Origin of the sequence: Luteibacter sp. 3190, from assembly GCF_031456385.1 — a bacterium.
GTDB lineage: Bacteria > Pseudomonadota > Gammaproteobacteria > Xanthomonadales > Rhodanobacteraceae > Luteibacter.
This window is the reverse complement of sequence record NZ_JAVDUO010000003.1, coordinates 257831-284435: the sequence shown is the minus strand read 5'-3', so window position 1 is coordinate 284435 and position 26605 is coordinate 257831. Positions and strand designations below refer to the sequence as shown.

Here is a 26605-nt window from a genome sequence, read left to right as displayed (position 1 = left end):
CACGCCATGGTTCTGCTGCTCGCCCTGCTCATCGGTATCGTCGCCGGTCTACGTGCGCTCATGGCACCCGCGGCGGTCGCGTTCGCGGCGCGCTTTGGCGGCCTCGCGCTCACCGGCACGCCACTGGCCTTCATGGGCTACGCGTGGACACCGTGGATCGTCGGCGTCCTCGCCCTCGGCGAACTCGTTACCGACCAGCTACCGACGACGCCCAGCCGCAAGGTTCCGGTCCAGTTCGGTGCCCGCCTCGTCACCGGCGGACTGAGCGGCGCCTGCGTCGGCGCGGCACACGGCATGCTCGTCGGCGGACTCATCGCGGGCGTGGTCGGTGCGGCGATCGGCACCTGGGGCGGCGCGGCCCTGCGCGCGAAGATGGCCGCCGCGTTCCGCAAGGACGCCCCCGCCGCCATCATCGAGGACATCGTGGCGATCGTGCTGGCGATCGCCGTGGTCACGGCGGCCTGACCGCGACGAACGCCGGTTGGAGCGCACCTGGGCGCGATGGGTGCTTGCCGCGAGCACCCATCGCGCCCAGGTGCGCTCCAACATAACGGATGGACGTCTAGCCATCCATCCGGAGAGCCGCTACAGTCGGGTCTACCCGTCCCGGGAGCCCCCCGTGATCGACCCCAGCGCCATCGCACCGAACCCGATACGCTCCACGAGCCGTTGTCTCTACGCCGCGCTGATGGTCGCTCTGGCGGGCTGCGCATCCACGTCGACGCCCGTCGCCGTCGCGCCACGCGTCGCACCCATCGCCGTTTCATGCACCGAGGCATCGCTCAGCGACGCACCCTGCATGGCCATGGCGAAGGAGAAATGCGCCGCGCCGGCGGTGGACACGATCCATCTCGTGCTCGCGACACCGGAAGGCCCCGGTACCAACGCACGCTACGACTACGAAGCGACGTATGCGTGCCCGACGAGCGTGGCGATGTAGGAGGCGCGGGGCGCGCTCCTACACGGGGCTCACGGACGTGGCGCGTTCCAGGCGGGTGATCCACGCCAGCGCGTGATCGCGGTCCGGGCCGCACATCGATGCCTCAGGCCGCAGGCCGCCGCAGACCTTCGGCCGCTCGGGGCGGCCGAAGATCGCGCAGCGGTTGTCGTCGGTGAGTTGCACGCAACGCACGCCGGCCGGCTTGCCGTGGGGCATGCCGGGGATCGCCGAACTGATCGACGGGGCGATGCAGCAGGCCCCGCAACCGGCGCGGCAGGCGAGGCTCATCAGAAGCGCTGACGCAGCTGCGCGTAGACCGGATCGGTGTCCGGGCGCTGACCGTGCCAGCGCTCGAAGGCGTCGGCCGCCTGTTCGACGAGCATGCCCAGGCCGTCGCGGAACCAGTCGGGGCGGACGCCCGCCGCGACGGCCCAGCCCTTGAAGCCGGCGGCTGCCGCGCCGTAGCAGAGATCGTAGGCCGTGGAATGGTCCTGCACGATGGACATCGGCAGGTCGAAGTCGCCGCCGGTGACGCCGATGGAGGTGGCGTTGACCACGAGGTCGAAACACTCGCCTTCCAGGCCGTCCCAGTAACGGGTGTGGCAGCGCGCCGGTTCGCCGATTGCGTCGGCGATCTCGTCGGCGCGCTCGGGCGTGCGGTTGACGATCGTCAGGGTCTTCACGCCGGCGTCCATCAACGCCCAGGCGACGGCCTTCGCCGCGCCGCCGGCGCCGAGGAGCAGGGCGTCGTGGCCGCGCAGGTCGAAACCGTGGCGCTCGGTGATGTCGCGGACGAAGCCGCTGCCGTCGGTGTTGTGTGCCTGGATGCCGCCGCCGACCAGCGGCGTGAGCGTGTTCGCGGCGCCGGCGCGGGTGGCGGCGTCCGTCCGGGCGGTGGCCAGCGCGAAGGCGGCATTCTTGTGCGGCAGGGTGACGTTGGCGCCGAGGCCGCCATCGCGGAAGAAGCCGCGTACCGCGGCGTCGAAGTCGGCGGGCGCGGCGTCGATGGTCTCGTAGCTCAGGCGTATACCGAGCTGCTCGGCGAACGCCTGATGGATTTCCGGGGACAGCGAATGCGCGATCGGGTGACCGAACACGGCGAAACGGTGCGCTTCAGCGCTCATGGACTCTCCTGGCACGGCGCCGGACACGCCGCCCGGCGTCACGGATTCTAATGCGGCTGGTGGTCCGCGCGGTCAGTGTGCGGCGCGCCGGGTAAAGCGCCGGTCAACAGTCGCGACTCCTGAGACGGGGGCGCGCGAGGCTAAGCCCATCGACACGTCCGCCGGGAGTCCGCCATGAACGACACGCTTTCGCCGCGCCGCCTTCGCGCCCTCATCGCCATGGCCTGGCTGGCCGCCGGCGCGCTGCTGCTCCTGCTCACCCCGTTGACCGGCCACAGCGAGAGCCTGGGCTGGACGCCGGCGTTCTGGCTGCTGCTGGCCCCGGCGAGCATTCTGGTGGCGATGAAGCCGGGCCTGCCGATGTCGTTGCTGGCGGCGCTGTTCCGCCGATAACGGCCGCCGTAGGAGCGCGCCTTGCGCGCGACAGCTTTTCGCGAAGAGCGGCGGCCCCTGCTGCTCACGGCCCCAAGAACTGTCGCGCGCAGGGCGCGCTACTACGCTGCACGGCCGACGGGGCTCGTCATCCCTGGATACCCAGCCGCTTCAGCTCCAGCCGGCGGAGGAACTCCTGCATGATCCGCAGGTACAGGTCTTCGCCGAGGTAGGCATCCTCGACGCCCGCGTCGATCGACGGGTTGTCGTTGACTTCGATCACCACCGGGCGATCGCCGACCTGCTTCAGGTCGACGCCGTAGAGGCCATCGCCGATCGTCTGCGTGGCCTTGAGCGCCAGCTTCACCACTTCGGAGGGGGCGTCACGGACGGGCACGGTACGGAAGCCGCCCGATTTGGCCGTGCCCTTGGCGCCGTGGTTGTAGATCTGCCAATGGCCGCGCGACATGTAGTACTGGCACGCATACAGCGGCTCGTGGTTGAGCACGCCGATGCGCCAGTCGAACTCGGTGTACAGGTATTCCTGCGCGATCAGCAGCGCGCTGTGCGAGAACAGTTCGCCGGCCGCCTTCTCGAGCGCCTCGCGGGTTTCCACCTTGACGACGCCGCGCGAGAACGAGCCGTCGGGAATCTTCAGCACGATGGGCAGGCCCAGGCGCTCGGGCAGGTCGCGCAGGCGCTTCGCGTCGTCGCGGTAGAGGATCTCCGTGATCGGCGTGGCGAGCTTGCGCGCGACCATGAGGTCGTTCAGGAAGATCTTGTTGGTGCAGCGAAGGATCGACGTGGGGTCGTCCATCACCACCATCCCTTCCTTCTCGGCGCGATGCGCGAAGCGGTAGGTGTGGTTGTCGCTGGCCGTCGTTTCGCGGATGAACAGGCCGTCGTATTCGGCCAGGCGCTGGTAGTCGTTGCGTCCGATCGGATCGAGTTCCATGCCCAGGTGCTTGCCGGCTTCGATGAAGTGCTTCAGCGCCTTCTTGTTCGATGGCGGCATGGCCTCGTTCGGATCGACGAGCATCGCGAGGTCGTAACGGAAACGGCGCCGGGCGCGCGGCTTGCGCCAGATCTTCCGCGAGAACTTCTCGAGGGCCTGCGCGAAGGCGTCCTCCTGCGCATCGTCCAGCGTGTGCAGACCCACGGCCTTGATCGCCGACACCTGCCACACGCGGTCGCGCTCGAACTCGATGCGCATCAGCGGGCACGGGAACATGTCGAAGACCTGCCTCGCAAGATCCTGCAGATCGGGCAGCGCGGTCTCGCCGAAATAGACGAGCACGCCGAAGTCGGTGGTGTCGCGTCCGCCGGCCGGCAGGAAGTTCGACAGCTTCTGGTTGAGGTCGTCGATGTCCAGGCCGTAGAGCGAGCGGCGGCGCAGGTCGTTCACCGTACGCACCGACGGGATCACCTTGTGCCCACGCGCCTCGGCGAGCAGCGACACGTAGTAACCCGTGCCCAGGTACTTGTAGCTGCGGCAGAGGTTGATGACGTGGGTGCGTTCGTCGTCGCCGCCGACCGGCTGGCGGAGGTAATCCATGGCGCTGACGACATCGGCGGACGGGTAGTACGAGCCCCAGTCCGAGGCTTTCTCCACGACGATGACGAGCCGGCTCATGAGACCTCGTTCGATGGCGAACCTGTCGTTTCGACTCCGCCCGGAGCCGTTCGTTTCGCCGGTGCGCAGTGTGTGCCTTCCTCCGCGACACGCACAAGCGGCACCGGCCCAGGATTCATGAAAAAGTCATTGATCCTCGCGGGCCCGGGGTCTACAGTGCCGCGCTTCCCCCGGCCCCTGCGGCCGTCGATGCCTTTCCCTCGCGCCGGAGTCCGATCAAGCGCATGCGTCCAGCCCCGGTCACCGCAGCGGTGCGCGTACGTCGCGCCGAAGTGAGCGATCTCGACGATCTTGTCGCCCTCGAGGAATCGAGTTTCGCGCAGGATCGCCTGAGCCGCGCCCAGTATCGCAAGCACCTCGACAGCGAAAGCGCGACGGTGCTCGTCGCCAGCGCGAACCACCGGCGGTTCCTCGGCACGGCGGTCGTGTTCTTCCGCAAGGGCACCACCGTGGCGCGCCTTTATTCGATCGCGACGAAACCCGAGGCCCAGGGCAAGGGCGTCGGTTCCGCGCTGATCGAGGCGGCCGAGGATGCCGGGCGCGCGCGCGGATGCCGAGCCCTGCGCCTCGAGGTGCGCAAGGACAACGCGGTGGCGATCCGCCTCTACGAGCGGCTCGGTTACGCGCGCATCGGCGAATACGCGAACTACTACGCCGATGGCGCGGACGCCTTCCGCTTCGAGAAGCTGCTTTGACGGGAGGCAGGGCTATACTGCGGGTCGTTTCCGGGGAACCGCCCATGCGCCGACTCATCCTGCCGCTTGCCCTCGCATCCACGCTCGCCGCGCTGTCCGGCTGTGGCCAGAAAGGTCCGCTATTCATGCCGCCCCCGCCGCCGGCGTCGGCCACCGCGGCGCCCGCCGCGCACCCGGCCACAAGCTCGACGTCCCTCGCGCCGCCGCCGGCCAGCACGGCCCGCACGCCGTTCAACCCCGTCATCCACCAGTAAGCCGCCATGCCGTCCCGCTTCACCAAGATGCATGGAATCGGCAACGACTTCGTCATCGTGGACTGGCGCGAGGACGCGCCGCGCGTGCCCAACGCCGCGCGCGTGGCAGCGCTCGCCGATCGTCACACCGGCATCGGCTTCGATCAGCTGATCAGCATCGAGCCGGCCCGCGACCCGTCCTGCGCGTTCTATTACGGCATCTGGAACGCCGATGGTTCGCCCTCGGGGCAGTGCGGTAACGGCGTGCGCTGCGTCGCCGCCTGGTTGTTCCGCGACGGCGCCATCGAGCGCGACACCGATGTCCGACTCGAAAGTCCGTCGGGCCCCGTCGTCGTGCGCGTGCTCGACGAGAACCGCGTCGTCGTCGACATGGGCGAACCCGATTTCGATCCGGCGCACGTCCCGCTGGATCGTCCGGCGCATGCCACCTATACCGTGTCGGTCGATGGCGAGGACGTCTCGTTCGGCGCCGTCTCGATGGGCAACCCGCACGGCGTCGTCTTCGTCGACGATGTCGCCGATCCGCGTGTCGACCGCCTGGGACCCTTGCTCACGGCCCACCCGGTGTTCCCGCAGGGCGCCAACATCGGCTTCGCGCAGCGGCTGGGCCCCGACCTGATCCGCCTCCGCGTGCACGAGCGCGGCAGCGGCTGGACCCAGGCCTGCGGCACGGGCGCCTGCGCCGCCGCCGCGGTAGCCCAGTCGCTCGGCCTGGCAACGCCGGTCGTGGGCGTCGAACTGCCGGGCGGCATGCTCACGATCGAATGGCACGGCCCCGGCCACACCCTCTGGATGACGGGTCCCGCGGCCTTCGTCTTCGAAGGCGAAGTGTGACGTTCTCGCCCGAACGCGGCACACTGCCCGGCAACGCAGATCGCACCACCCGAGGAACCGAGCCATGACCGATACCGCGATCGACGGCGATATCAAGCCAGCCACCGTGGCGTCGTACCTGCGCCGGCATCCGGCGTTCCTCGCGGACTACCCCGACCTCGCGCACGACCTCGTGCTGCCGAGCGCGAACGGCCCCGCCGCGTCGCTCGCCGTGCATCAGCTGCGCGGCCTGCGCGAGAAGAACGCCGAGCTCGAATCGCGCCTGCGCGAGCTCACGGCGGTGGCCGGCGACAACGAGAAGCTCATGCGTCGCGTCCACGGGCTCATGCTCGCGCTGCTCGGCTCGCGCGACATCGAGGAAACGGTGCGTAACGTCGTGCGCCGGCTCACCGAGGATTTCCAGTCGGAGCGGATCCGCCTGATCTTCTTCGGCGACCTCGCCGGCCTGCCGGACGAACCCTGGCTCCTGCGCGAGCCGCACGGGGTATCCGGCCTGCCCGAATTCGCTTCCTTCCTGGAGCACGGCGATCCGGTCGCGGGCCGCCTCGCTCCGGACAAGCTGCACCGCCTGTTCGGCGACGCCGCGCCCGACGTCCGGTCGGCGGCGCTGATGCGCATCGGTCCCGACGCGATCCTCGCGATCGGCAGCGCCGACGCCGACCGGTTCCATCCCGGCATGGGCACGCTGTTCCTGGACATGATCTCGACGACCGTCGGCTCGGCGATCGAACGGGCGCGGAAGGTGGCGTGACCCCGCGCGCGTCCGTCGAGGCCTTCCTCGGCCATTTCGCGGCCGAGCGAGCGCCTTCGGCGCATACGCTGGCCGCGTACCGGCGCGATCTCGAGAAGCTGCTCGCCTTCATGGACTCCGAGGGGCTCGCCAGCTTCGACGACCTGAGCCCGGACCGCCTGCGCACGATGATCGCGCGCCTGCACCGGCCGCCCCCGGGCCGGAAAGGCGCGGAGACCCGGGTTCTCGAGCCGAACAGCATCCAGCGCTTGCTCTCCGCCTGCCGCACCCTGTTCCGCTACCTCACGCGCGAAGGACGGCTCGCCCACGATCCGGCGGCGGGCGTCCGCGGGCCGAAGGTGCGCCGGAAGCTGCCGCAGGTGCTCGACGCCGACGAGGCCAAGGAACTGGTCGAGACGAACCTCGGCGGGACGCTCGCCCCGCGCGACACGGCGATGATGGAGCTGTTCTATTCCAGCGGGCTGCGCCTCTCGGAGCTCTGCGGCCTGCGCTGGGGCGACCTCGACCTCGATGGCGGCCAGGTCCGCGTCCTGGGCAAGGGCAACAAGGAACGGATCCTGCCCGTCGGCCGCTTCGCCGTGGCCGCGCTCCAGGCGCTGGCCGCGCTCGGCGGCGCGGGGCACGATCAGGCCGTCTTCAAGGGCCGCGGCGGGGCGCCCATCGGTGCCCGGGCCGTGCAGCTGCGGCTCGCGAAGCTGTCGAGCGGCCAGGCCAAGCGCGTCCATCCGCACATGCTCCGGCATACCTTCGCCAGCCACATGCTGGAGTCCTCGGGCGACCTGCGTTCGGTGCAGGAGCTCCTCGGCCACGCCGACATCGCCACGACCCAGATCTACACGCACCTCGACTTCCAGCACCTGGCGAAGGTGTACGACGCGGCGCATCCGAGGGCGAAGCGGAAATAGGAGCTGGGAGACGGGAAGTGGGGGCGCCGTTCGCGGCGATCGTTCGAGGGGGCCGGTCACTTCACCCCGGCGACAACGCGCCCGGGCGGTTCACGCACCCTCGGGCGCTCGCCGGAGCGCACCCCCACTTCCCATCTCCCACCCCCAACCATCCCTCCCTTTGGTTCACCCGCACCCATCCCCACCTAACTTGTTCCCCAAATGGAACGAGAGCCCCCCATGGAACCGATGCATGCCACGACCATCGTCTGCGTCCGCCGCGACGGCAAGGTCGTCATCGGCAGTGACGGACAGGTCACCCTCGGCAATACCGTGATGAAGGCCAACGCCCGCAAGGTGCGCCGCCTCGGCAAGGGCGATGTCCTGGCCGGGTTCGCCGGCGCGACGGCCGACGCCTTCACCCTGTTCGAGCTGTTCGAGGAGAAGCTGGTCAAGCACGGCGGCAACCTCACCCGCTCGGCCGTGGAAATGGCCAAGGAATGGCGTACCGATCGCCGCCTGGGCCGCCTCGAGGCCATGCTGGCCGTGGCCGACAAGGAAGCCTCCCTGCTGATTTCGGGCAACGGCGACGTGCTGGAACCGGAGCACGGGCTGATCGCGATTGGCTCGGGTGGCCCCTACGCCCAGTCGGCCGCGCTGGCCCTGATGGAGAACACCGACCTCGATGCGCGCACGATCGTGGAAAAAGCGCTGAAGATCGCTGGCGATATCTGCATCTACACCAATCACAACTATTCGATCGAAGAGCTCTGAGCCGATGTCTGAACTCACTCCCCGCGAGATCGTCAACGAACTCGACCGCTACATCATCGGGCAGCATGACGCCAAGCGCGCCGTGGCCATCGCGCTGCGCAACCGCTGGCGCCGCATGCAGCTGGACCCGGCGATGCGCGACGAGGTCACGCCGAAGAACATCCTCATGATCGGCCCCACCGGCGTGGGCAAGACCGAGATCGCCCGCCGCCTCGCCACGCTGGCGAACGCGCCGTTCGTGAAGGTCGAAGCCACGAAGTTCACCGAAGTGGGCTATGTCGGCAAGGATGTGGAGTCGATCATCCGCGATCTGGCCGATGTCTCCTACAAACTCGTTCGCGAGCACGCCAAGGGCCGGGTCCGCAGCCAGGCCGAGGACGCGGCCGAGGACCGCCTGCTCGATGCGCTCCTGCCGCGCCGCCAGGCCAGCGGCTGGGACGACACCGGCAGCGGCGCGCCCGCCATCGACAGCGACACCCGCCAGAAGCTGCGCAAGCAGTTGCGCGAGGGCGCCCTCGACGATCGCGAGATCGAGCTCGACTTCGCCATGAACGTGGGCGTGGAGATCATGACGCCGCCGGGCATGGAGGAGATGAGCCAGCAGCTGGGCAAGATGTTCCAGAACCTCGGCGGGCAGAAGTCCCAGCGCCGCAAGATGACGATCCGGCAGGCCCGGCCCATGCTGGTCGAGGAAGAGGCGGGCAAGCTCCTCAACGACGAGGAACTGCGGGCGCGCGCCGTCGACAGCGCTGAGCAGAACGGCATCGTCTTCATCGACGAGATCGACAAGGTCGCCCAGCGTTCGGAGTGGGGCGGCGCCGGCGTGAGCCGCGAGGGCGTGCAGCGCGACCTGCTGCCGCTGGTGGAAGGCTCCACGGTGTCCACGAAGTACGGTCCCATCAAGACCGACCACATCCTGTTCATCGCCTCGGGCGCCTTTTCCCTGGCGAAACCGTCCGACCTGATCCCCGAGCTGCAGGGTCGCCTGCCGATCCGCGTCGAGCTGAGCGCGCTGTCGGTGGACGACTTCAAGCGCATCCTGCGCGAGCCGAACAACGCCCTGACGAAGCAATATGTTGCGCTGCTCAATACGGAGGGCGTGACGCTGGAGTTCACCGAGTCGGGCATCGACCGCCTCGCCGACGTGGCCTTCCAGGTCAACGAGCGCACCGAAAACATCGGCGCGCGCCGCCTGCACACGGTGATGGAGCGGCTCCTGGAGCGCATCTCCTTCGAAGCGGCGGACAAATCCGGCGAAACGTACGACATCGACGCCGATTACGTCGACAAAAACCTGTCGTCGCTGGTCAAGGACGAGGACCTGAGCCGTTACATCCTCTGAACACCGGGATGGGCCCCCTCTGCTAAACTATTGAACGATATGGGCAAGGTAATTCAACTCAAAACGAGCGGTCAGCGAGCCAGCCTGCGCGAAGCGCAGGAAAGCGGTCAGCTGGTGCGTCTGTGGCGCGACGAACTCGAGCACGGCAGCTTCTGCGGCTATGTCGGCGGAGTGGGTCGCGAGTTCTTCCTGCTGTGGGTCGTCGGTGACGGCGTGAGCTATGACGGCATGTACGTCATGCGGCATCGCGACATCTCCGAATTCGAGGCGCCGGACAAGCACGCCGGCTTCCTCGAGAAGGCGCTCGCGCTGAAGGGCATCCACCCGACACCGCCCGCCGACTTCCCGCTCGACGACATCAACCAGGTCGTCCAGGCGGCGGCCGCGCATGCGCCGGTGATCGGCGTCCACGTCGACAGCGAAGACGAAGCCGAGGTCTGTTACATCGGCCGCGTCGTCAGCGTGGAAGAGGAAGGCTTCAACATGCAGGAGATCACTCCCGACGCGGAATGGCTGCGCGAGCCGTCGTTCTTCTCGTGGGACGAGATCTCCACCATCAGCATGGAAGACGCCTACGCCACGGCCCTTCTGGCGGTCGCGGGCGATCCGCCGCCGCTGGAGCAGGGCTCGGGCGACGGCTTCGGCCGCGCGCATTAATCCTCGAACGTAGGGGCGCCCCCGCGCGCTCCTGCGATCCATTGCTTCCCGCGCCAAGACCTCCGGCCCCATGCCCCGTCCCACCGATATCGTCCTGCACTCCGCCTCGCGCGTCCTCGAAGTGACGTTCGACAACGGCGAGCGCTTCCGCCTTCCGTGCGAATACCTCCGGGTCAACTCCCCCAGCGCCGAAGTGCAGGGGCACGGTCCCGGCCAGAAGGTACTGGTGCACGGCAAGCGCGACGTGAACATCACCGCGCTCGATCCCACCGGCCACTACGGCGTGCTGATCCACTTCGACGACGGCCACGCCAGCGGCATCTTCGGCTGGGACATGCTCCATGCCATGGGGCGCAACTACGAAACGTCGTGGGCCGCCTACCTGGCCGAGCTCGAATCGAAAGGTCTCTCCCGCTAGTGGAAAGCACGCGCATGAAAGCTTCGTGCGCGCGCAGGGCGTATATTTGCCCGCCACCCACATCCACCAGCGAACGACGGATGTCCCGCAAGCCCGTTCCGGAGCCAGAGCAGCATGACGCGAATCGTCGTCGTCGGTAGCATCAACATGGACCTGGTCACCCTTGCGCCGCGCTTCCCCGGCCCGGGCGAAACGCTGACCGGCGACCGCTTCCTCACCATTCCCGGCGGCAAGGGCGCGAACCAGGCGGTCGCCGCCGCGCGTCTCGGCGCCACCGTGTCGATGGTCGGCTGCATCGGCGACGACGCTTTCGGCGACCAGCTCTACGACGGCCTCGTCGCCGAAGGAATCGACGTCACGCACGTCGCCCGCATCGACGGGATCGGCAGCGGCACCGCCTCGATCACGGTGGCCGGCGGTGAGAACACCATCGTCGTCGTGCCCGCGGCCAACGGTCGCGTCACGCCGGCGCAGGTCGAAGCCGCCCGCGCGATCATCCGCGATGCCGACGCGGTGCTGGTGCAGCTGGAGATCCCGCTCGACGCGGTCGATGCCACGCTGCGCATCGCGGAAGAAGAAAGCACACCCGTCATTCTCAATCCCGCACCCGCGCAGCGCCTGCCGGTCGAGTGGCTCGCGCGCGTGCGCTTCCTGACGCCGAACGAGCACGAGCTGGCGCTGGTGCTCGGTGCCGGCGACGACGTCGACTTCCGCGAACTCATGCGCCGCGCTCCCTGCCCGGTCGTGCTGACGCGCGGATCGGACGGCGCCTGGTTCCGCGACGGTGACGACGAGCCGCGGCACCAGCCGGGCTTCCGCGTGGAAGCCGTGGACAGCACCGGCGCGGGAGACACGTTCAACGCCGCCCTCGCGGTGTACCTCGCCGAGGGGCTCGACGTCGCCGTCCGCAAGGCCTGCGCCACCGCCGCGATCGCCGTATCGCGACTCGGCGCCCAGGGCGGCATGCCGCGCGCCGACGAAGTGGCGGCTTTCCTGGAGACACATGCATGAGACGCACCGGCCTGCTGCACGCCGAACTCAACCGCGTGATCGCGGCCATGGGACATACCGACACGCTGGTGATCGGCGACGTCGGACTGCCGGTGCCGCCCGGCGTGCCGTGCATCGACCTCGCCGTGCTGCCAGGCACGCCGTCGTTCGCCGCGGTGTTCGATGCGATCTACGCCGAACTCGCGGTGGAACGGGCGACGCTCGCGCACGAGATCCACGGCTTCAACAAGGCGCTGGAGTCGCTCGCCGACCGGCTGCGGGCGGATGGCGTGGGTGTGGACGAAGTCTCGCACGACGATTTCAAGCGCCTCTGCGCCCGCGCGGCGGCGGTGGTGCGTACCGGTGAGACCTCGCCTTACTCGAACATCATCCTGCATGCCGGCGTGACCTTCTGATGAGCACGCCACTCGTCACGATGCGGGACATCCACAAGGCCTTCGGGCCGGTGAAGGTGCTCGAAGGCGTCGACTTCGAGCTGCTCCCCGGCGAAGTGCATGCGCTGATGGGCGAGAACGGCGCCGGCAAGTCCACGCTGATGAAGATCCTCACGGGGATCTACGCGCCGGACTCCGGTACCGTCGAAGTGGACGGCAAGGCCGTATCCATCACGACACCCGCGGATGCCGAGAAGTACGGCATCGCGATCATCCATCAGGAACTGAACCTGATCCCCGCGCTCTCCATCGCGGACAACCTCTTCCTCGGCCGTGAGATCCAGCGCTTCGGCCTGCTCGACCACCGCGCGATGACAAAGCGCGCGCTGGAATGGCTGGCGCGCGTCGGCATGGAGCGCCTCGATCCCACGACGAAGATCGAACGCCTCTCCGTCGGCCAGCAGCAGATGGTGGAGATCGCCCGCGCGCTCGGCCAGAACGCGCGCGTGCTGATCATGGACGAGCCGACCGCGGCGCTGACGGAGCACGAGACCAACGTGCTCTTCAAATTGATCCGCGACCTGCGCGACCAGGGCACCGGCATCGTCTACGTGTCGCATCGCATGGAAGAGATCTTCGCGCTATGCGACCGCATCTCGATCCTGCGCGACGGCAAGTTCGTGGGCACGCGTCCCGTCCCGGGACTCGCCTTCGACGAGGTGGTGAAGATGATGGTCGGGCGCACGCTCGACGCCCGCTTCCCCACGCGCACGCCGAACATCGGCGCGGTGCGGCTGAAGGTCGATCACGTGACTGGCGGCATCGTGCAGGACGTCAGCTTCGAGCTGCACGCCGGCGAAGTGCTCGGCGTCGCCGGCCTGCTCGGTGCGGGCCGCACCGAAATGGCGCGACTGCTCTTCGGCCTCGACAAGCTGGAGCACGGTACCGTCACGCTGGACGGCAAGGTCATCACGCCGAAGTCTCCCAGCGAAGCGATTCATTCCGGTTTCGGCTTCGTCACCGAGGATCGCAAGGCGCAGGGTCTCGTGCTCGACATGAGCCTGCGCGAGAACGTCAGCCTGCCGCGCGTCCCCGCGCATGCCGGCCTGATCGACCGCCCGGGCGAGAAGAAACAGACGCGCGGCCTCATCGACGCGCTGAAGATACGCACGCGCGACATGGAGCTCGACGTCCGCGCGCTGTCCGGCGGCAACCAGCAGAAGGTCGTGCTGGCCAAATGGCTGGCGCTCAAGCCGCGCGTGCTCATCCTCGACGAGCCCACGCGCGGCGTCGACGTCGGCGGCAAGGCCGAGATCTACCACATCATCAACCAACTCGCGGAGCAGGGCGTGGCCATCCTCATGATTTCCTCGGAGCTGCCGGAGGTCCTCGCCATGAGCGACCGCATCCTGGTGATGCACGAAGGTCGTGCGACCGGACTGCTCGAAGCCCACGGCGCCACCCAGGAAGCCGTGATGACCGCCGCGACCGGAGGCAAGTGACATGACGCTCCAACTCAACTGGAGCCGCGCCGCGACGCTCCTGCAACGCCTCGGCTCGGTCATCGGCCTGATCCTGCTGTTCATCGTACTGTCGGTGATGAGCCCGGACTTCCTGACCACGGGCAACCTGCTCACCGTGCTTCGCCAGGTGTCGATCAACGCGCTGATCGCCTTCGGCATGACGTTCGTGATCCTTTCCGGCGGCATCGACCTCTCCGTCGGCGCGATCCTCGCGCTGACGGGCGCCGTCACCGCGGGCCTGATGGCGGCGGGACACGGCATCGTGCTCGCCGCGGGCGCCGGCCTGCTGCTCGGCCTCGTGCTCGGCGTCATCAACGGCGCGCTGGTGTCGTGGGGCAAGGTGGCACCCTTCATCGCCACGCTCGGCACGCTCACACTGTTGCGCGGCGTGACGCTGTCGTACACGCAGGGCAGTCCGATCCCCGTGACGAACGGCAGCTTCGCGCTGCTCGGCGGCGGTTACGTCGCGAACCTCGTTCCGCTGCCGGTGATCTGGATGTTCATCGCCTTCGTCGTCTGCGGCTTCCTGCTGCGCGGCACGGTGTTCGGCCGCCACGTCGTCGCCATCGGCGGCAACGAGGAAGCCGCGCGCCTGTCCGGCGTGCGCATCGCGCCGATGAAGCTGGCGATCTACGGTCTGTCGGGCCTGCTCTCCGCCTTCGCCGGTGTCGTGCTGACCTCGCGCCTCTATTCCGCGCAGGCCACGGCCGGCGCAGGCTACGAGCTCGACGCGATCGCCGCGGTCGTGCTGGGCGGTACCAGCCTCGCGGGCGGCCGCGGCTGGCTCTTCGGCACGCTCGTCGGTGCGCTGCTCATCGGCTTCCTGAACAACGGCCTGAACCTGCTGGGCGTAAGCTCGTTCTATCAGCAGATCGTCAAGGGTATCGTCATCCTGATCGCCGTCCTGCTGGACCGGCGGCAGTAATCCCACGAGGACACACCATGCGCAAACTCACTTTCCTCGCCGCCGCCGCGGCCACGCTCCTCGCCGCCTGCTCGCAGCAGGGTCCGGGCGAATCCGCTCCCGCGACCGCCGGCACGGCCGGTGGCGCCGCGTCGTCCGGTACGCCGGTCGTCGGTCTGGCGCTGTCGACGCAGAACAACCCGTTCTTCGTCGAACTCAAGGACGGCGCGCAGAAGGCCGCCAAGGACGCCGGCGTGCAGCTCGTCGTCGTCGACGCGCAGGACGATCCGGCCCGCCAGATCTCCAGCGTGGAAGACCTGATCCAGAAGCGCGTCTCGGTCATCCTTCTCAACCCGACCGATTCGTCCGCGCTCGCTGGCGCGGTGCAGTCCGCGCAGCGCGCGAACATTCCCGTGATCACGCTCGACCGCGGCGTCGACGGTGCCGAAGTCGCCTCGCACATCGCGTCCGACAACGTCGCCGGCGGCAAGATGGCGGCCGACTTCCTCGCCAAGGCGCTCGGCGGCAAGGGCAACATCATCGAGCTGCAGGGCGTGGCCGGCACCTCGGCGGCGCGCGAGCGCGGCAAGGGCTTCGACGACGAAGTCGCCACCACGGGCATGAAGATCGTCGCGCAGCAGCCGGCGAACTTCGATCGTGCGCAGGGCCTCTCGGTGAGCGAGAACCTGCTCCAGGGCAACCCCGACGTTCAGGCGATCTTCGCGCAGAACGACGAGATGGCCCTCGGCGCGGTGCAGGCCCTGGCCGGCAAGAACAAGAAGGTGCTCGTCGTCGGCTTCGACGGCACGCCCGACGGCAAGACGGCCGTGGCGAACGGCACGCTCGCCGCCACCGTCGCGCAGCAGCCGGAAGAGATCGGCAAGCTCGGCGTCGACACGGCGAAGAAGCTCATCGACAAGCAGCCGGTCGAGAAGTCGATCGCTGTGCCGCTGAAGCTCCTGACGAAGGAATAAGCGTCAACCGTAGGAGCGCGCCCTGCGCGCGACATGTTTTCGCGGGAAGCGGCAGGCCCTCCTGCTCACGGCCTCAAGACATGTCGCGCGCAGGGCGCGCTCCTACAGATCAGTCCTGAGGCCCCGGCGCGATCACCTCGCGCTGCCCGTTGATACCCATCGAAGAAACGAGCCCCGCGGCTTCCATCGCCTCGACGAGGCGCGCCGCGCGGTTGTAGCCGATGCGGAACTGGCGTTGCACGAACGAGATCGACGCGCGGCGCGAGCGCAGCACGAACGCGGCCGCCTCGTCGTAGAGCGGATCGAGTTCGGCGTCGATGCCCTCGTCGCCCGGTTCGCCCTCGACGGCTTCGCCCGGCGACCCGGCGAGGATCTCGTCCTTGTAATCCGGTTCGCCGAACTGCTTCAGCCACGCCACGATGCGGTGCACTTCCTCGTCGGCGACGAACGCGCCGTGGATGCGCTGCGGGTAGCCCGTACCCGGCGGCAGGAACAGCATGTCGCCCTGGCCGAGCAGGCTCTCGGCGCCCATCTGGTCGAGGATGGTGCGCGAGTCGATCTTCGACGAGACCTGGAACGCGACACGCGTCGGGATGTTCGCCTTGATCAGACCCGTGATGACGTCGACGGAGGGACGCTGCGTCGCGAGGATGAGGTGGATGCCCGCGGCGCGCGCCTTCTGCGCAAGGCGTGCGATCAGCTCTTCGATCTTCTTGCCCGCGACCATCATGAGGTCGGCGAGTTCGTCGATGACGACGACGATCATCGGCAGCGTGTCGAGATGCTCCGGCACTTCCGGATGCGCGGGGAACGGATTGAACAGCGGCTTGCCCGCGGCGCGCGCTTCGCGGACCTTCTGGTTGTAACCGGCGAGATTGCGCACGCGCAGGTCTGACATGACCTTGTAGCGATTCTCCATCTCCGCGACGCACCAGTTGAGCGCGTTCGCGGCGAGCTTCATGTCGGTGACCACGGGCGCCAGCAGGTGCGGAATGCCTTCGTACACCGAAAGCTCCAGCATCTTCGGGTCGATCATGATCATGCGGACGTCTTCGGGCGTCGCCTTGTAGAGCATCGACAGGATCATCGCGTTCACCGCGACGGACTTGCCCGAGCCCGTCGTTCCCGCGACCAGCATGTGCGGCGCCTTCGCCAGATCGGCCACCACCGGCTCGCCCGTGATGCCCTTGCCCATGGCGAGCGTCAGCAGCGAATCGGAATCGCGATACTCGTGCGAGTCGAGGATCTCCGAGAGCGCGATCATCTGGCGCTGCTCGTTCGGCAGCTCGAGGCCCATGCAGGTCTTGCCCGGAATCGTCTCGACCACGCGGATGGACGACCGTCCGAGGCCGCGCGCCAGGTCCTTCATCAGCGCGACGATCTGGTTGCCGCGCACGCCGACGGCCGGCTCGACCTCGTAGCGCGTGATGACCGGGCCCGCCGAGGCACCGACGACCTGCACCGGCACCTTGAACTCGCGCAGACGCTGCTCGATGAGTTCGCCGGTCTCGGCGAGTTCGGCATCGGAGATGATCGCGAGCGCGTCGTGACGTGCGCCGGCCAGCAGGGACACCGGCGGCAGCGTCGCCGCGTTCGGATTGCCCGCGCGCAAGGGACGCACCGGCGTCAGCGTGACCGTCCGCGGCGGTTCGACGACCGATTCGTCGTTCGCCGCGATCGCGAAGCGCGAAACGGGTTTCACCGGGGGCGGCGGGGGAACGGCAGGCGTCTCGTCGGCGGGCGCCACGATGTCGATCGGCGGCGGCAGATCGGGCACCGTGAGCGATTCTCGCGGCGCGACGTCCACGCCGGCGGCGACAGCGTTCGTGGCGACCGGTCGGGTCGCGGCCGGCGACATGGCCATGGCCGGCTGTGGACCGACGCCTGCCATCGGGGGCGCGACGGGCGGTGCCACCGCCGGCTCGGTCGGCGTCGACGCACGCGGCGCCAGCCATGGTTCGCGTATCACCGTGTCGGGGCGCGCGCGATGACGCGGCGGCACGGGCGTCGTCACCGACGGACGAACCGCGGGCGTCACCGGTTCGTTGCGCGGCGCTTCGGTGCGCATGGCGACGGCGGAAGCGGCGGGGCGCTTCGCGGGCGTCTTTTCGCGCGGTCGGCGCCGTGCCGGCGCGCGGTCTGCCCGACGCACGGCGGCGGCGGGGCGGCGCCCCGTCACGCGGCTCGCGGAGCGTGAGAACAGCCGGCGCGTGCCTTCGATGGCCAGCGCGCCGATCGGTTCGAGCAGGCCGTTCGTCCGTGCGAGGAAGGACGACCACGACACGCCGAGGTACCACGGCAGCGCCACGGCGAACACGACGATCGCCGCGAGCGTGGTCGCGGCGCCGCCCGGGAACGCGGTGAAGACACCCGCGAGCCAACGGCACACGGCGGCACCGACGGTCGGATCATCGGTGTAGTGGGAGACGACCAGTCCTTCGAGCGTCGCGCTCGACAACAGCACGAGGACGAAGCCCGCCCAGAAGCGAATCGCGCCCGGGCCCATCGTCGGCGGACGGCGCCGGCGGACGAGCGCGGCGGCGAGGCGCCAGAACAGGGGAAGCAACCAGAGGGTGGACAGCCCGAAGGCGGCGAACACGAAAGAAAGCATGCCGAACCGCGAGAACCTAGCGAGTCCGACAGTTTACCGCGCATTCGTACGCGGCGAAGCAGAACATGCCGCTAAGCGGCTGTTGACGTTCACAACGCACCGTTCCGCTGTGGGATCGGACCTGGCCGCGACGCTCTTCGCGCATCGCGGCCGGTTCCGCTCCTACGACGCGTGGACGATCAGCCGCGATAGCGCGGCGCCACGTCCTTGCGCGAGAGGTTCGGGCCCATCACGAGACGCGAATACTCGTACGCCTTGTACTGGTTCTCGTCCTGGAGCGGCGGGATGGTGACCACTTCGCCACGGTCGTAGCCGAGCAGCGCGGCGTCGACGAGATCGTGGGTGTCCATGACCATGCCCGGAAGCAGCGCGTCGACGTCCTTGCCCGACTTCTCCCAGATCTCAGAACGGGTCGCGCCCGGCAGCACGGCCTGCACACGGACGTTCTTCGTCGGCAGCTTCGCCGCGAGGCTCAGGCTCAGGTTGAGGAGGTGGGCCTTGGAGCCGCTGTAGACGCCATCGAACGCTTCCGGTGCGAACGCCAGCACCGAGGCGATGTTGATGATGCCGCCCTTGTCGCGGGCGACGAACGCCTTCGCGGCGGCACCCGTCAGCAGGGTCGGCGCGAGGATGTTGACCGTCACGATGCGCTCGAGGTTCTCGCTGCCGTTCTCGAGCAGGCTGCCGTCGAGCGAGATGCCGGCGTTGTTGACCAGCAGGGTGATCGACGCGTCTTCCGCGAGGCGACGCTCGACGGCGGCGATGTCGGCGCGGTCGCTCAGGTCGGCGCGGAGCACCTCGACCTTGCGGCCGGTGCGGTCGTGGATCTTCTTCGCGACGGACTCGAGACGGTCGACGCGGCGCGCGGCCAGGATCAGGTCGTATCCGCGGTCGGCCAGGCGCTCCGCGTAGAGCTCGCCGATGCCCGACGAAGCGCCGGTGACGAGGGCCGTGCCTTTGGTTTCAGTGCTCATGGGGGTGACTCCGTATGGTAGGTTGCAAAGTGATATCGACTACGTTGCCATACGATAGTGACTCGACTATCATAATGCAATGGACATCGACAAACTTTCTTCGGGCACCTGCGCCATCTCCCGCGGTCTCGCTCTGGTGGGAGACGCGTGGAGCGCGCTCATCCTTCGCGACGCCAGTCGCGGCATGACCCAGTTCGACCAGTTCCGCACCAGCCTGGGCATCGCGCCGAACATCCTGTCCCGTCGATTGAAGGCCCTCACCGAAGCCGGCGTATTGGAGAAGCGCCGCTATAGCGAGCGCCCCCCGCGCGACGAATACGTCCTCACGGACGCCGGGCGCGACTTCATCCCCGTCCTCGCCGCGATGGGCGAATGGGGTCGCCGTTACAACGGGGGCGGACAGGCCCTGTCGCACCTCGTCGACGAGTCGACGGGTGCACCGGTGCGCGCGCTCGTGGTCGACGAAGCGTCGGGGCGGCCGTTGCGCGAGGTTCCGATGCGCCTCGTCATGCCCGACGAGGCCACCTGATTCACTTCAGGGGCAGCGCGGCACGTCGAACAGGTGTCGCGGGTCGCCGTCGCGCGAGGCGACGATCGGGTGCTGGGCACCCGTGAACCAGTGTTGCGCCTGCCACCAGCGGGCCACCGCCGGGTGCGTGGTCGGCTCCACGGCCTGGCCGGGCTCCGGCACCAGGACGTCCACGCCGCGGCAACGCGCGGCGGCGAGGATCCGCTCGGGCGGCTCGGTCCACGCATGGTGGGCGAGCTTGATGAGTCCCCAGTGCACGGGAATCAGCGTGCGACCACGGACCTGTTCGTGCACGAGCACGGCCTGCTCCGGACCGAGGTGCCAGTCGGGCCACTGCGGATCGTACTGGCCCGACTCGATCAGCGTGACGTCGAACGGGCCGAAGGCGGTGCCGACATCCGCGAACGTGGCATTGAGGCCGGTGTCGCCGGAATAGAAGGCGCGATGCGCCGGCCCGACGATGGCGTAACCCGTCCATAGCGTCTGATCGCTTTGCGCGGAAAGCCGCCCGGACGCATGGCGCGACGGCGTCGACACGACGCGCACGCCACCGACGGTGGTTTCCTGCCACCAGTCGAGTTCGGTGATGCGATCCTCGGGCACGCCCCAGCCACGAAGGTGAGCGCCGATACCCAGCGGCACGACGAAGCGGACGCCGCGCGCATTCAGCGCCTGGATGGAGGCGCGGTCCAGGTGATCGTAGTGGTCGTGCGAGATCACCACCGCGTCGACACGCGGCAGATGGTCGATCGGCACGGGCGGTTCGTACCAGCGCTTCGGACCGAGCCAGGGGAAGGGCGACGCGCGTTCGCTCCACAACGGATCGACGACGATGTTCACGCCGTCGATTTCGAGCAGCATCGAGGAGTGACCGAACCATGTGACGCGCAGGCCGCTCGCGGGCGGCGTGGCGTACAGCGCCGACGAGTCCTTCGTGGGTACCGGCGCATCGGGCTCTTCGCCCGGCGCGGACTCGAAGATCTGCAGGATGCCGCCCTTGAGGTTGCTGTACATCGGCAACGGGTTGGCGAACTGACCGCCATGCCATTGCGGCGAGGCGTGGTACCGGCTCGCGTTGTCGCCGTCGGGGCGTTTGCCGATGTTCGGCCATGCCGATGCGGCCGCGAACGCGAGGAAGGCCACCAGCACGGCGGCGAGCAGGGCGAGGATGCGGAGGAAGCGCTTCACGCGTCGACGATAGCCTTTCGCACCGGCTAAGTCATCGCTCCCACCCGAGCCAGCGACATCGCTGCCGTCGGGTGGGAGCGCGCTTGCGCGCGAAAGGTCTGACTGAGGGCATCAACCCTTCGGCATCGTCGCCATGTCGATCACGAAGCGATAGCGCACGTCGTTCTTCACCAGGCGCTCGTACGTCTCGTTGATCGAGGCCATGTCGACCATCTCGATGTCCGACACGATGTTGTGCTTGGCGCAGAAATCCATCATCTCCTGCGTCTCGGCCATGCCGCCGATGGCGGAGCCGGCGATCGTGCGGCGCGGGAGCATCAGGCTGCCGCCGGCGAACGCGTCGATCGGCGTGAGGGCACCGACCAGCACCATCGTGCCGTCGAGCTTAAGGAGCGCGACGTACGGCGCGACATCATGCGACACCGGAATGGTGTTGAGCAGGAAGTCGAAGCTCGCCGCTTCCTTCGCCATCGCGTCGGCGTCCTTCGACACCAGCACGGCGTCGGCGCCGAGGCGCTTCGCGTCCGCACCCTTGGCTTCCGAGGTGGTGATCATCGTGACGTGCGCGCCCATCGCCTTGGCGAACTTCACGCCCATGTGGCCGAGACCGCCGAGGCCGATGATGCCGACCTTCTGGCCCTTGCCGACCTTCCAGTGGCGCAGCGGCGAGTACGTGGTGATGCCCGCGCACAGCAGCGGTGCGGTCGCCTTGAGGTCGAGCTTCTCGGAAATCTTCACCACGAAGCGCTCCTCGACCACGATGTCGGTCGAATAGCCGCCCTGCGTCGGCGTGGTCTTGTCCTGTTCGGTGCCGTTGTAGGTGAAGCTGGTATGGACCAGGCAATACTGCTCGAGGTCCTTCTTGCACGACTCGCACTCGCGGCACGAGTCGACCATGCAGCCGACGCCGGCATAGTCGCCGACCTTGAGCTTCTTCACCGCGGAGCCGACGGCCTTCACGCGGCCGACGATCTCGTGGCCCGGAACCATGGGGAACGTGGAATTGCCCCAGTCGCCCTTGGCCTGGTGGAGGTCGGAGTGGCAGACGCCGCTGTAGAGGATTTCGATGTGGACGTCGTGCGCGCCGACATCGCGGCGGCTGATCTTGAACGGCGCGAGCGGCTTCGTCGCGTCCGTGGCGGCATACGCATGGACTTCGAACATGGGGAGTCTCCTCTGCTAAGGCCGGGAACAATAACGCTCAACAATCCCGCCCGCCAACGGGGATTTCGCGATGAATCGTTGAGGTATCCTTGATAATCATGCGACCGGACAACCTCTCCCATCTCGCCGCCTTCGCCTCCGTGGCCCGCCACGCGAGCTTCCGCAAGGCCGGCGCGGAGCTGACGCTCACCACCTCGGCGATCAGCTACGCGATCCGCAGTCTGGAAGAACGGCTCGGCGTCGTCTTGTTTCATCGCACGACGCGGAGCGTGTCGCTGACCGAGGCGGGCCAGCGGCTCCTCGAGCGGCTGGAGCCCGCGCTGTTCGACGTCGGCGAGGCGCTGGAGGAAATGAACAATTTCCGCGCCACCCCCGCGGGCACCCTGCGCGTGAACATGCCCCGCGTCGCGGCCCAGCTGCTCATGCCGGCGCTGTTACCGCGCTTCCTCGCGCGCTACCCGGACATCCATTTCGAGGCCGTCGACAACGACGGGCTCATCGACATCGTGGCATCCGGCTTCGACGCGGGCATCCGCTTCCACGAGCACGTGCCCGAGGACATGATCGCAGTGCCGATGGGGGGACAGCAGCAGGGTGCGTGCGTCGCCTCGCCGGACCACATCGCGAAGCACGGCGTGCCCCTGCATCCGAACGACCTGTTCCAGCACGACTGCATCCGCTTCCGCTTTCCCAGCGGGCGGCTCTACAAATGGGAATTCGAGCAAGGACCGAAGAAGCTCGAGCTCGACGTCCGCGGTCGGGTCACCTTCGGCGACCTGCGCCTGGCGCTCGACGCGGCCATGGCCGGCATCGGCTACACGCTCGTGCTGGAAGATCAGGTGACCGAACTGGTCGCTGCGGGCCGACTGGTCAGGGTGCTCGAGGACTGGTGTCCGCCGTATCCCGGCTTCGTCCTCTATTACCCGAGGCAAAGGCGTGTCACCTCGGCGCTACGGGCGTTCATCGAGTTCGTGCGGGACGAAAACGCGGCGTAGCCGTTCGTAGGAGCGGACCTGGCCGCGATCGGGTGCTCGCGGCAACCTCCATCGCGGCCAGGTCCGCTCCTACGGACGTGGCATCGAGGCCATGACGGGCGTATCCTGACTCCATGCTGCGCCGCACCACGGCCGCGCCCCACCTTCCCGAGTCCCGCCATGTCAGCACACGCCCCCGCGCCCGCCACGGGTCTGCCGCCTGTTCGCGCCCCCCATGTCGGCCTGGTCATCCTGGCCCTGGCCATCGGTGGCTTCGCCATCGGCACGACCGAATTCGCCTCCATGAGCATGCTGCCCCTGTTCGCGCAGGGCCTCGGCATCGACGCGCCGACCGCGGGTCATGCGATCAGCGCCTATGCCCTCGGCGTCGTGGTCGGCGCGCCGATCATGACGGTGCTCGGAGCGCGCGTGCCTCGCCGCCGCCTGCTCATCGTCCTGATGGCGATGTTCACCGTGTTCAACGGCCTGACCGGCCTGTCGCCGAACTACCACTGGATGCTGGTGTTCCGCTTCCTCGCCGGCCTGCCGCACGGCGCGTACTTCGGCGTCGCGGCGCTCGTGGCGTCGTCGCTGGTGCCGCCGAACCGGCGCACGCGCGCGGTCGGCCAGATGTTCCTGGGACTCACGTTCGCCACCGTCGTCGGCGTGCCGCTGGCGAGCTGGCTTGGCCAGGCCGTCGGCTGGCGCTGGGCGTTCGCGCTCGTCGCCGTGCTCGGCGTGGCCACGATGACCGCGGTGGCGATCTACGCGCCGGAAGTGCCGGCGGACAAGGACGCCAGCCCGCTGCGCGAGCTCGGCGCGCTGAAGCGTTCGCAGGTCTGGCTCACGCTCGCCATCGGCGCGATCGGCTTCGGCGGGATGTTCGCGGTGTACACGTACCTCGCGGACATCCTGATCGCCGTGACGCACATGCCGCTACACACCGTGCCCTGGATCATCGGCATCTTCGGTGTCGGCCTCACCGCGGGCAACATGGTCGTGCCGGCGTTCGCCGATCGCGCGCTCATGCCGACCGCCGGCGGACTGCTCCTCTGGAGCATGGTGATGCTCGCGCTCTTCCCCTTCGCCGCGGGCAATGTCTGGACGCTCGGCCTCGATGTCTTCTTCATCGGCATCGGCGGCGCGCTCGGCACGGTGCTGCAGACGCGCCTGATGGACGTGGCCGGCGATGCGCAAGGCCTGGCCGCGTCGCTCAACCATTCCGCGTTCAACACGGCGAACGCACTCGGCCCGTTTCTCGGCGGCCTCGCGATCGCGCACGGTTACGGCTGGACGTCGCCCGGCTGGGTCGGCGCGCTGCTCGCCATCGGCGGTCTCGTCATCTGGGCCGCGTCGATGGCGGCCGAGCGGCGCCGTCCGGCGCTGGTCGCTGAAACCTGCGTCTGACGCGGTCCGCAGAACGCGGCATACGTAGGAGCGCGCCCTGCGCGCGACAGCTTTCGCGCAGAGCGCCAGGGCCTGTTGCGCATGGCCCCAAAACATGTCGCGCGCAGGGCGCGCTCCTACCGGACTCGCGTCCGCTATTTCCCGATACAGAGCGAACTGAAGATCGCGCCGAGCAGGTCGTCCGACGAATAGGCACCGGTCGGGCACACGGCATACGTAGGAGCGCGCCCTGCGCGCGACAGCCTTTCGCGCGGAGCGCCAGGGCCTGTTGCGGATGGTCCCAAAACATGTCGCGCGCAGGGCGCGCTCCTACCGGACTCGCGTCCGTTATTTACCGATACAGAACGAACTGAAGATCGCGCCGAGCAGGTCGTCCGACGAATAGGCACCGGTCGGGCACACGGCATACGTAGGAGCGCGCCCTGCGCGCGACAGCTTTTCGCGCAGAGCGCCAGGGCCTGTTGCGCATGGCCCCAAAACATGTCGCGCGCAGGGCGCGCTCCTACCGGACTCGCGTCCGTTATTTACCGATACAGAACGAACTGAAGATCGCGCCGAGCAGGTCGTCCGACGAATAGGCACCGGTCGGGCACACGGCATACGTAGGAGCGCGCCCAGCGCGCGACAGCTTTTCGCGCAGAGCGCCAGGGCCTGTTGCGCATGGCCCCAAAACATGTCGCGCGCAGGGCGCGCTCCTACCGGACTCGCGTCCGTTATTTCCCAATACAGAACGAACTGAAGATCGCGCCGAGCAGGTCGTCCGACGAATAGGCACCGGTCGGGCACACGGCATGCGTAGGAGCGCGCCCTGCGCGCGACAGCTTTTCGCGCGGAGCGCCAGGGCCTGTTGCGCATGGCCCCAAAACATGTCGCGCGCAGGGCGCGCTCCTACCGGACTCGCGTCCGTTATTTACCGATACAGAACGAACTGAAAATCGCGCCGAGCAGGTCGTCCGACGAATAGGCGCCGGTCACTTCGCCGAGCGCCTGCTGCGCGTGACGCAGCTCCTCGGCGGCGAGTTCGCCGGCGTGGCTGCCCTGCAGCGCGTCCGCCGTGCGTTCCAGATGATCGCGTACCTGTTCGAGCGCCACGACGTGACGCCGCCGCGCGCTGAAGGCGCCATCGCCCGCACCCGCCGTGGCGAGATCGCGCAGGATCGCGCGGAGGGCATCCAGGCCGTCGCCCGTTCGCGCCGAAAGCCATAACGTGTCCTGGCCGTCGCGCTGCGCGCGATGCGCCGTGGCCTGCGCGAGATCGATCTTGTTGATCACGACGATGCGGTTCGCCTGTGCGGGCGTGCCTTCGAAGAAGGCGAGATCGTCGCGTGCGTGCGCTTCGTCGGTGACGAGCAGCGCGACGTCGCAGCGTTCGAGTTGCGCACGCGCACGACGGATACCTTCCCGTTCGACCACATCATCGGAATCGCGCAGTCCCGCCGTATCCGCGAGTTCGAGCGTCGCACCGTCGATTGTGACCGTTTCGCGCAGCACGTCGCGCGTGGTGCCCGCGATGTCGGTGACGATCGCGCGCTCCTGACCCGCGAGCGCGTTGAGCAGGCTCGATTTACCGGCGTTCGGGCGGCCGACGATGGCTACGGCGATGCCGTCGTTCAGGCGGACGCCACGCCGGGTCTCCACGAGCAGCGCGTCGAGGTTCGCGCGCAGTGTGGCGAGGTTCGCGCCGATGACGGGGTCGGCGAGGAAGTCGATTTCCTCCTCGGGGAAATCGATGGCGGCTTCGATATGCACGCGCAGGGCGATGAGTTCGGCGAGCAGATCGTCCACGCGCGCGGAGAACACGCCTTCCATCGAACGCAGCGCGGCGCGCGCGCCGGCCTCCGAGGTCGCCGCGACGACATCGGCCACGGCCTCGGCCTGGGCGAGATCGAGCTTGCCGTTGAGGAACGCCCGCTCGGTGAATTCGCCAGGACGCGCGAGGCGCGCGCCGAGGACGATCGCGCGACGGAGCAGGGCGTCGAGCAGCACCGCGCTGCCGTGCCCCTGCAGTTCGAGCACGTGCTCGCCCGTGTACGAATGCGGACCGGGAAAATAGAGAAGGATGCCGCGGTCGATCAGTTCGCCGTCGCCATCGCGGAACGCCGCGAAGTGCGCATGTCGCGGCGTCGGGTCGCGACCGAGGAACGCCCGCGCGATGTCGCCCGCTTTCGGGCCCGAGATGCGCACGGCCCCGACACCGGCCGCGCCGGCGCCGGTGGCGATGGCCGCGATGGTGTCGTCGTGTGTCATCGGCGAGGTTCCAAAGCGAAGCGGCGCGTCTTTCGACGCGCCGCCCG

Annotated in this window: 28 protein-coding genes; 20 read left to right on the top strand and 8 right to left on the bottom strand. The window is 68.4% G+C overall.

What is annotated here, in order from left to right:
• Positions 1–6 precede the first annotated feature (6 nt).
• Positions 7–465 (top strand): DUF4126 domain-containing protein, encoded by a 459-nt coding sequence (locus J2X58_RS14190; protein ID WP_090058017.1) that lies wholly within the window; start codon positions 7–9, stop codon positions 463–465.
• 154 nt (positions 466–619) lie between these two features.
• Complete coding sequence (locus tag J2X58_RS14185; protein WP_310048973.1) at positions 620–940, top strand: hypothetical protein; 321 nt, start codon at positions 620–622, stop codon at positions 938–940.
• 18 nt (positions 941–958) lie between these two features.
• On the opposite strand, the gene J2X58_RS14180 is transcribed toward J2X58_RS14185, so the two are convergent.
• Together J2X58_RS14180 and aroE are read right to left on the bottom strand one after the other, a co-directional pair.
• Positions 959–1228 (bottom strand): YkgJ family cysteine cluster protein, encoded by a 270-nt coding sequence (locus tag J2X58_RS14180; RefSeq protein ID WP_310048972.1) that lies wholly within the window; start codon positions 1226–1228, stop codon positions 959–961.
• On the bottom strand, positions 1228–2064 hold the full coding sequence (aroE, locus tag J2X58_RS14175) for a shikimate dehydrogenase (RefSeq protein ID WP_310048970.1): 837 nt from the start codon (positions 2062–2064) through the stop codon (positions 1228–1230). Before aroE ends, J2X58_RS14180 begins: the two co-directional genes overlap by 1 nt.
• A gap of 174 nt (positions 2065–2238) precedes the next feature.
• Here aroE and J2X58_RS14170 point away from each other — a divergent pair, with 174 nt between their 5' ends.
• Positions 2239–2457: a hypothetical protein gene (locus J2X58_RS14170; protein WP_090058028.1), complete on the top strand. Its 219-nt coding sequence runs from the start codon at positions 2239–2241 to the stop codon at positions 2455–2457.
• A gap of 127 nt (positions 2458–2584) precedes the next feature.
• Here the strand turns inward: J2X58_RS14170 and J2X58_RS14165 are convergent, their stop codons facing one another.
• A complete protein-coding gene (locus J2X58_RS14165; RefSeq protein ID WP_310048968.1) occupies positions 2585–4069 on the bottom strand; it encodes a RimK family protein in 1485 nt (494 codons plus the stop codon).
• 224 nt (positions 4070–4293) lie between these two features.
• On the opposite strand from J2X58_RS14165, the gene J2X58_RS14160 reads away from it, so the two are divergent.
• From J2X58_RS14160 to rbsB, 14 genes are all read left to right on the top strand, one after another.
• The gene (locus J2X58_RS14160) at positions 4294–4764 is read left to right on the top strand and encodes a GNAT family N-acetyltransferase (RefSeq protein ID WP_090058032.1); all 471 of its coding nucleotides are present in this window, start codon (positions 4294–4296) and stop codon (positions 4762–4764) included.
• Positions 4765–4808: 44 nt separating this feature from the next.
• On the top strand, positions 4809–5018 hold the full coding sequence (locus tag J2X58_RS14155) for a lipoprotein (protein ID WP_310048967.1): 210 nt from the start codon (positions 4809–4811) through the stop codon (positions 5016–5018).
• Positions 5019–5024: 6 nt separating this feature from the next.
• Complete coding sequence (gene dapF, locus J2X58_RS14150; RefSeq protein ID WP_310048966.1) at positions 5025–5852, top strand: diaminopimelate epimerase; 828 nt, start codon at positions 5025–5027, stop codon at positions 5850–5852.
• Between the two features lie 64 nt (positions 5853–5916).
• Positions 5917–6603: a DUF484 family protein gene (locus tag J2X58_RS14145; RefSeq protein WP_310048965.1), complete on the top strand. Its 687-nt coding sequence runs from the start codon at positions 5917–5919 to the stop codon at positions 6601–6603.
• Positions 6600–7508 (top strand): tyrosine recombinase XerC, encoded by a 909-nt coding sequence (locus J2X58_RS14140; RefSeq protein ID WP_310048964.1) that lies wholly within the window; start codon positions 6600–6602, stop codon positions 7506–7508. Before J2X58_RS14145 ends, J2X58_RS14140 begins: the two co-directional genes overlap by 4 nt.
• A 219-nt stretch (positions 7509–7727) precedes the next feature.
• Entirely contained in the window at positions 7728–8261 is a 534-nt protein-coding gene (gene hslV / locus J2X58_RS14135; protein WP_029213542.1) for an ATP-dependent protease subunit HslV, read from the top strand.
• Positions 8262–8265: 4 nt separating this feature from the next.
• The gene (gene hslU, locus J2X58_RS14130) at positions 8266–9603 is read left to right on the top strand and encodes an ATP-dependent protease ATPase subunit HslU (RefSeq protein WP_310048963.1); all 1338 of its coding nucleotides are present in this window, start codon (positions 8266–8268) and stop codon (positions 9601–9603) included.
• A gap of 39 nt (positions 9604–9642) precedes the next feature.
• Positions 9643–10260, top strand: a complete 618-nt coding sequence (locus tag J2X58_RS14125; protein WP_090058045.1) for a hypothetical protein — start codon at positions 9643–9645, stop codon at positions 10258–10260.
• Positions 10261–10330: 70 nt separating this feature from the next.
• Positions 10331–10678 (top strand): DUF971 domain-containing protein, encoded by a 348-nt coding sequence (locus J2X58_RS14120; RefSeq protein WP_090058048.1) that lies wholly within the window; start codon positions 10331–10333, stop codon positions 10676–10678.
• Between the two features lie 114 nt (positions 10679–10792).
• A complete protein-coding gene (rbsK, locus tag J2X58_RS14115) occupies positions 10793–11689 on the top strand; it encodes a ribokinase (RefSeq protein WP_310048961.1) in 897 nt (298 codons plus the stop codon).
• Positions 11686–12084, top strand: a complete 399-nt coding sequence (gene rbsD, locus J2X58_RS14110; RefSeq protein ID WP_090058052.1) for a D-ribose pyranase — start codon at positions 11686–11688, stop codon at positions 12082–12084. The genes rbsK and rbsD overlap by 4 nt, the downstream gene beginning before the upstream one ends.
• Positions 12084–13565, top strand: coding sequence for a sugar ABC transporter ATP-binding protein (locus tag J2X58_RS14105; protein ID WP_090058055.1), 1482 nt, complete (start codon positions 12084–12086; stop codon positions 13563–13565). The genes rbsD and J2X58_RS14105 overlap by 1 nt, the downstream gene beginning before the upstream one ends.
• A gap of 1 nt (position 13566) precedes the next feature.
• Positions 13567–14511 carry a ribose ABC transporter permease gene (locus J2X58_RS14100; RefSeq protein ID WP_310048957.1) on the top strand — a complete coding sequence of 315 codons (945 nt, stop codon included), beginning with the start codon at positions 13567–13569 and terminating at the stop codon, positions 14509–14511.
• A 17-nt stretch (positions 14512–14528) separates the two neighbouring features.
• Complete coding sequence (rbsB, locus tag J2X58_RS14095; protein ID WP_090058059.1) at positions 14529–15464, top strand: ribose ABC transporter substrate-binding protein RbsB; 936 nt, start codon at positions 14529–14531, stop codon at positions 15462–15464.
• Positions 15465–15573: 109 nt separating this feature from the next.
• Here rbsB and J2X58_RS14090 read toward each other — a convergent pair whose 3' ends face one another.
• Complete coding sequence (locus J2X58_RS14090) at positions 15574–18075, bottom strand: DNA translocase FtsK 4TM domain-containing protein (RefSeq protein WP_310048956.1); 2502 nt, start codon at positions 18073–18075, stop codon at positions 15574–15576.
• 179 nt (positions 18076–18254) lie between these two features.
• Positions 18255–19049, bottom strand: coding sequence for an SDR family oxidoreductase (locus J2X58_RS14085; RefSeq protein WP_090058063.1), 795 nt, complete (start codon positions 19047–19049; stop codon positions 18255–18257).
• A 79-nt stretch (positions 19050–19128) separates the two neighbouring features.
• On the opposite strand from J2X58_RS14085, the gene J2X58_RS14080 reads away from it, so the two are divergent.
• Positions 19129–19578 (top strand): helix-turn-helix domain-containing protein, encoded by a 450-nt coding sequence (locus J2X58_RS14080; RefSeq protein ID WP_310048954.1) that lies wholly within the window; start codon positions 19129–19131, stop codon positions 19576–19578.
• A gap of 6 nt (positions 19579–19584) precedes the next feature.
• Here the strand turns inward: J2X58_RS14080 and J2X58_RS14075 are convergent, their stop codons facing one another.
• Positions 19585–20766 carry an MBL fold metallo-hydrolase gene (locus tag J2X58_RS14075; protein ID WP_310048952.1) on the bottom strand — a complete coding sequence of 394 codons (1182 nt, stop codon included), beginning with the start codon at positions 20764–20766 and terminating at the stop codon, positions 19585–19587.
• A gap of 111 nt (positions 20767–20877) precedes the next feature.
• Positions 20878–21930 (bottom strand): NAD(P)-dependent alcohol dehydrogenase, encoded by a 1053-nt coding sequence (locus J2X58_RS14070; RefSeq protein WP_090175040.1) that lies wholly within the window; start codon positions 21928–21930, stop codon positions 20878–20880.
• A gap of 98 nt (positions 21931–22028) precedes the next feature.
• On the opposite strand from J2X58_RS14070, the gene J2X58_RS14065 reads away from it, so the two are divergent.
• Complete coding sequence (locus J2X58_RS14065) at positions 22029–22925, top strand: LysR family transcriptional regulator (protein ID WP_310048949.1); 897 nt, start codon at positions 22029–22031, stop codon at positions 22923–22925.
• A 159-nt stretch (positions 22926–23084) separates the two neighbouring features.
• A complete protein-coding gene (locus J2X58_RS14060; protein WP_090175038.1) occupies positions 23085–24311 on the top strand; it encodes an MFS transporter in 1227 nt (408 codons plus the stop codon).
• A gap of 906 nt (positions 24312–25217) precedes the next feature.
• Here J2X58_RS14060 and mnmE read toward each other — a convergent pair.
• Positions 25218–26558 carry a tRNA uridine-5-carboxymethylaminomethyl(34) synthesis GTPase MnmE gene (gene mnmE / locus J2X58_RS14055; protein ID WP_310048947.1) on the bottom strand — a complete coding sequence of 447 codons (1341 nt, stop codon included), beginning with the start codon at positions 26556–26558 and terminating at the stop codon, positions 25218–25220.
• Positions 26559–26605: the final 47 nt, after the last annotated feature.